This window comes from Streptomyces sp. NPDC026394 (genome assembly GCF_055567735.1).
Genome location: NZ_JBVHPX010000060.1, coordinates 1 through 4,660, shown reverse-complemented (window position 1 = coordinate 4,660; position 4,660 = coordinate 1). Strand labels below are relative to the sequence as shown.

Genomic DNA, 4,660 nt, shown 5'->3' with positions numbered 1-4,660 from the left:
GGCTTCGCGCAACGCGGGGCGGGAGGCCGGCCCCGTCGAGCGCAGGCCCTTTGGCCCCTCGTGCTCCCAAGCCCGCCGCCACCGCTGCACGGAGCAGACGCTGACCCGCAGTTGCTTCGCGATCACGTCGTTGCCCTGCCCGGCGACGAACATCGCGGCCGCATCCATGCGGATGTGTTCGCGAAACACCCGCCGGTCGGCACTCAGGCCACCGCCTTGCGGATACCTCATGGTTCCGGCGTACCGCAACGACCGCCGATCGTCAGCACCGACGACAACGCGCAGACAACCTCAGTAGCACACCATTACGGCGAATGGCACATTCAGCACGACGGGATGGCCGATGCCGCGGCCGTGGAAGCCGTCGTCGCCGTACGCGTCGCCGTGGTCGGCGCACAGGATGATCAGCCAGCGCTTCCGGGCGCTTACGGTGGTGATCAGGCGGCCGAGGTGGGCGTCGGCGTAGGCGAGGGCGGCCCGTTGGGAGGCGGCGGTGTCCTGCGCCTCGCCGAGGTAGTGCCCGTGGGGGACGTGGGTGGCCGAGACGTTGACGAACAGGAACAGCGGCCTCTCGCGGTAGGTGTCGGCGATGGCCAGGGCCTGGTCGACCTGGTGGCGGGTGGAGTCCGGCTCGGGGGGCAGAACTCGGGCCGCCAGTGGTCCTCGTCGAAGAGGTCCGGCAGGACGGAGCCGAGGGGTGTCTCGCGGGAGAAGTAGGTGCCGCTGGAAGCCTGCGCTGGCGCGCGTTGGAATCATCCCTCCGCGACCTGCGGGCGCGAAGTCGTGGCAGTGGAAGGCTGCGCACCGGGACGGTTTCCATGTGCTGCGGCATACGTACGCGTCGCTGGTCCTTGAGGCCGGCGAGTCTGTGGTGACCTTGGCCAGATGGCTGGGCCACTCGTCCTCGGTGATCACGCTCAGTCACTATGCTCACTTCATGCCGGAGGCCGGAGGCCGGGGGCAGGGGTGAGGGCGTCGGGCCATCGATGATTGCTCGGCGATCCGGCGGACGCTGTGGTTGAAGGTTGAAATCACCCAAACTCTCCCCAAGGCCTTCCGGGGGGCTTGCGAGTAAAGGGGGTGACCGGAACGGGATTCGATGCGATCGTATCGGTATGCTTGCATCATTATCTGTGGACCGAATCGACCGCACGTCGCTGACCTGCGACGAAGCCCAGGAAGTAGCCTGATCCGCATGTTGTCCGAAGTCACCGCGACCCGCTATGTCACGCCCTTGCGTGAAGGCGGGTCGCTTCCGGGGATCGTCGAGGCCGACGATCTCGGTACGTACGTCATGAAGTCGCCTACCGGACCGGGCTGACCTGCGGGTATGTGGCTCTTCGGGCCTCTGACCTGCGCAGATCGATCTTTCGGCGCCTTTCAGCGTCGTGCCGCGTTACGCAGCCGATTCTCCCCAGCCGCTCCCCAGCGGCCTCCATACTCCCCAGATTCTCCCCAGAGAGGACTGGCCGTGAGGGTCGGGGACGCGGGCGATCAGACCTAGCGGAGACTTCTTGGTGAGTACGCTGCGTGACACGGACCTGGGTCGGGTGTGGGACGGCGAAACTGCCCGCAGTTTCTTCGTCTGCTGGTGGTACACGCCCTACTTCGCTTCCGACCTTCGGCAAAGGCTGGAAACGCCTGGTAAGAGACTGAGTTGGTCCGCACATGCTCCGGACCTTGGTGAGAGGTCTGTGATGCTAGCTGGTGGGCCTCGCGGTACCACATGGCACATGTCGTAGAAACCGTCCAGGGTCGTCCAGCAGGTCCAGGGTGAGCGCGTAAGTCCAGGTCAGAGCGCTGTGACGCGAGTGCGTCCGTGGGGTTAGTGATTGGGTTGTGATCGCTCGTGACATGTAAGTGCCCCGGTCGGCTTGCTCTGGCGGAGCGTCATCGTGCAGTTGGTCGAGATGGATTGGGGATCGCACTAGAGATTCTGTTGTACTCCGGCTCGCCGCTATCGAGTACCCGGAGGGGCGAGGCGGTGACGACGCGGGCGGTGCCGCCTATCGACAGCACGCGGTAGGGGAATTCCCCGCGGCGACCGAGGTCGTAGCTCTTCGACCTCGACAGGCCGAACGCCTGGGCCGCACCACCGGTTCCTGACCTGGTCCAGAGCCGGTGTCTGGGGCCGGCTGCACCAGGCGGTGCTGCACTGGCTCGGTGACGCCAACCTCGTCGACGTCACCCGCGTCGTCCTCGACACCGCTCACGTCCGGGCAAAAAGGGGGGGCGAACACACAGGTTCGAGCCCCGTGGACCGGAGCAAGCCGGGTTCCAAGATGCACATCTTGTCGGACGCGAACGGGCTGCCCCTCGGCGTTGGCATCTCGGCTGGCAACGTCCACGACAGCGATGGGCTGAAGCCCATGGTCGAGGGCCACCAATGCAACACGACCCCTGTCGCGGCCGGTACTTCAAGGCTCAGCGACTACATGCGGACAAGGCGTACGACTTGACCCACCTGCGGAGATGGCTTTGGGGAAAGCACATCGGCGTGCGCATCGCCCGAAAGGGAATCGAGTCCAGCGAACGATTGGGACGCCGCCGGTGGGTGATCGAGTACACCTTGTCCTGGTTGTCAGGCTACCGCCGCCTCAGCCCCGCTACGAGCGCAACCCCCGCAACTACCTGACCTTCCTCGGCCTCGCCTCCGCCCTGTGTTGCTACAAACGACTCGTCCGCCTCACCACCTAGGAAACGGTCTAAGGGCACGTCTTGAGGATCGGAAAGGTGCTGCTGGCTGATTAACCTTCAGCCGTCCTGCGCACTGTCGTTCCTTGCTCGAAGTTCTAGGGCCGAACGGCACCTTTCTGCGATTTGGATCCGTTTTCTGATCGAGGTAAAAGTAGGTCGAGTTGCGCGGCTGTCGGTGCGATGGGCATATGGGCGCTTGCTTGCGTGATGGACGAGTGGCGGTCGAGTGAGAGCGAGGTGCGCGGGTGGACATTCCTGTTGAAGAGGCTGCTGTCGGGTCAGTCCGTCCGGAAGGCCGAGACTATGACAGTCAATTGTCGGCACGACCTTCAAGGACCAGCGGGCACGGCCGTATCGAGACCGTTCCTGTCGCTTCGCTGATACTTACGGACACGCCCAGGACGAGCGGAACGGACCCGGAACACGTCCTGCGCCTGGCGGAAGTCAAGGAGGGGCTGCCGCCGATCCTGGTTCAGCGTTCGACCCTGCGTGTCCTGGACGGCATACACCGGGTCAAGGCTGCGATGCTGCGCGGCGATGACACCATTCCGGTCCAGTATTTCGAGGGAAGCGACGCGGAGTCGTTCGTGCAGTCCGTGCAAGCGAACGTAGCCCACGGGCTTCCGTTGTCGGCCGATGAGCGGGAAGCGGCCACCGAGAGAATAGTTCGGATATACCCCGACTGGTCGGATCGCGCGATCGCCGCAGTGGCGGGCCTCAGCCCTCCGACCGTCGCGGGTATCCGTCGCCGTTCAACTGAAAAATCCTCGCAGTTGAACAGGAGAGTGGGGCGCGACGGCCGCAGGCGCCCCGTGGACGGAGCGCCCGGGCGGAAGAAGGCCGTGGACATCATGCGGGAACGTCCGGAAGCGCCACTGCGGGCGGTGGCACAGGAGGCGGGGGTCTCCGTAGGCACCGCACACAACATACGCGCGAAGCTCCGCAGTGAAGCAAAGGCGGATGCAGACGGGCCCGGCCAGGAACGTAAGGACACGGCAAGGAAGAAAGGCGCTCCCGTACCGTCCGGGGAAGCCACCGCTGGCGCGGCGCCGCAGCCCGCAGAAGCTCAGCAACCCCAGCGGCAGTTGCTGAGCAGCCTGCGCCAGGACCCCTCCGTGCGAATGACCGAGAAGGGTCGCCTTCTGCTCCACTGGCTCGGCATCCTCACTCTCGACGCCGAGGAGCTACAGCAGTTCGCCGACTCCATGCCTTCTCACCGGCTGCTCTCCATGGCCCAGCTCGCCCAGGACTGCTCCGCAACCTGGCAGCAACTGGCCACCGAACTACACCGGGCGGTCCGACGAGGTCCATGAAAGCTGCCCCGGTAGCGCGCCGGCCGCGAGCCGGACGGTTCACAGGTCGACTGTACGGATGGACGGGAAGCAGCCGGTGGGATACGGCCAGGATGCGCAGGGTGCTTGCGCCTGCTCCCGAATGACGGGCCCCTCGCAGGTCTGGTGAGCGGTCCGGGCCCGGCCGCCGGATCGGTGACACCGCCTCGCCTCGGCTGCCGTGCGGCCCTCCTCCAGCGCGCCCGCGACACCGCGATCCGCACCAACGCCCGCAGAAGATCGCCAGCTTCCTCGAAGTGGTTGAGCAGAAGACCGCACCGCAGATCGATCTGCCCGTCGCGCGAGCCTGACAGCTCCTGGCAACCGCACAGGAGGGAGAGACACCGACGTCGCCCGTCGTCTGCTGGCCTTGGCCGCGGAGCGCGGCGACGACTACGAGCTCTACCTGATTGTCCTCCCCAGCTGAGACAATCGTGCCGCTTCTGCTGGACCACCCCCGAGCAGACCCACACCCTTTCGGGGGCGATAACCGGGCACGCTCGCGGCGACGGAACCGGTTGGCCGCACTACAACGAGTCCTAGGCGGTGTCTTCAAATGATCTTGCGTGTTGGATCATGGTCGGGTGATACGTCGACATGAGCTGTCGGATGCCGAGTGGGAGTTTGTCCGG

The 4,660-nt window shown here is 65.5% G+C and carries 3 protein-coding genes and 3 pseudogenes; 4 read left to right on the top strand and 2 right to left on the bottom strand.

Features of this window, described 5'->3' with window-relative positions:
• Positions 1–231, bottom strand: a 231-nt coding sequence (locus ACZ4QV_RS42320) for a helix-turn-helix domain-containing protein (RefSeq protein ID WP_467764550.1), incomplete at its 3' end; no start/stop codon positions are given.
• A 60-nt stretch (positions 232–291) separates the two neighbouring features.
• The gene (locus ACZ4QV_RS42315) at positions 292–756 is read right to left on the bottom strand and encodes a sulfatase-like hydrolase/transferase (RefSeq protein ID WP_467764549.1); all 465 of its coding nucleotides are present in this window, start codon (positions 754–756) and stop codon (positions 292–294) included.
• Between ACZ4QV_RS42315 and ACZ4QV_RS42310 the strand changes: the two are divergent.
• The 4 genes and pseudogenes from ACZ4QV_RS42310 to ACZ4QV_RS42295 form a co-directional block, all read left to right on the top strand.
• Positions 725–970 (top strand): annotated as a pseudogene (locus ACZ4QV_RS42310) (site-specific integrase); the annotation flags it as partial. The gene ACZ4QV_RS42315 and the pseudogene ACZ4QV_RS42310 overlap by 32 nt on opposite strands.
• 225 nt (positions 971–1,195) lie before the next feature.
• Positions 1,196–1,318, top strand: a pseudogene (locus tag ACZ4QV_RS42305) (HipA family kinase); the annotation flags it as partial.
• A gap of 772 nt (positions 1,319–2,090) precedes the next feature.
• Positions 2,091–2,697 (top strand): annotated as a pseudogene (locus ACZ4QV_RS42300) (IS5 family transposase); the annotation flags it as partial.
• Positions 2,698–2,942: 245 nt separating this feature from the next.
• The gene (locus tag ACZ4QV_RS42295; RefSeq protein WP_361147440.1) at positions 2,943–4,010 is read left to right on the top strand and encodes a hypothetical protein; all 1,068 of its coding nucleotides are present in this window, start codon (positions 2,943–2,945) and stop codon (positions 4,008–4,010) included.
• The last annotated feature ends 650 nt before the right edge of the window (positions 4,011–4,660 follow it).

Bases quoted from the DNA above. Each gene is read 5' to 3' on its own strand.
- ACZ4QV_RS42315 (WP_467764549.1), bottom strand. From the start codon at position 756: ATGATTCCAACGCGCGCCAGCGCAGGCTTCCAGCGGCACCTACTTCTC.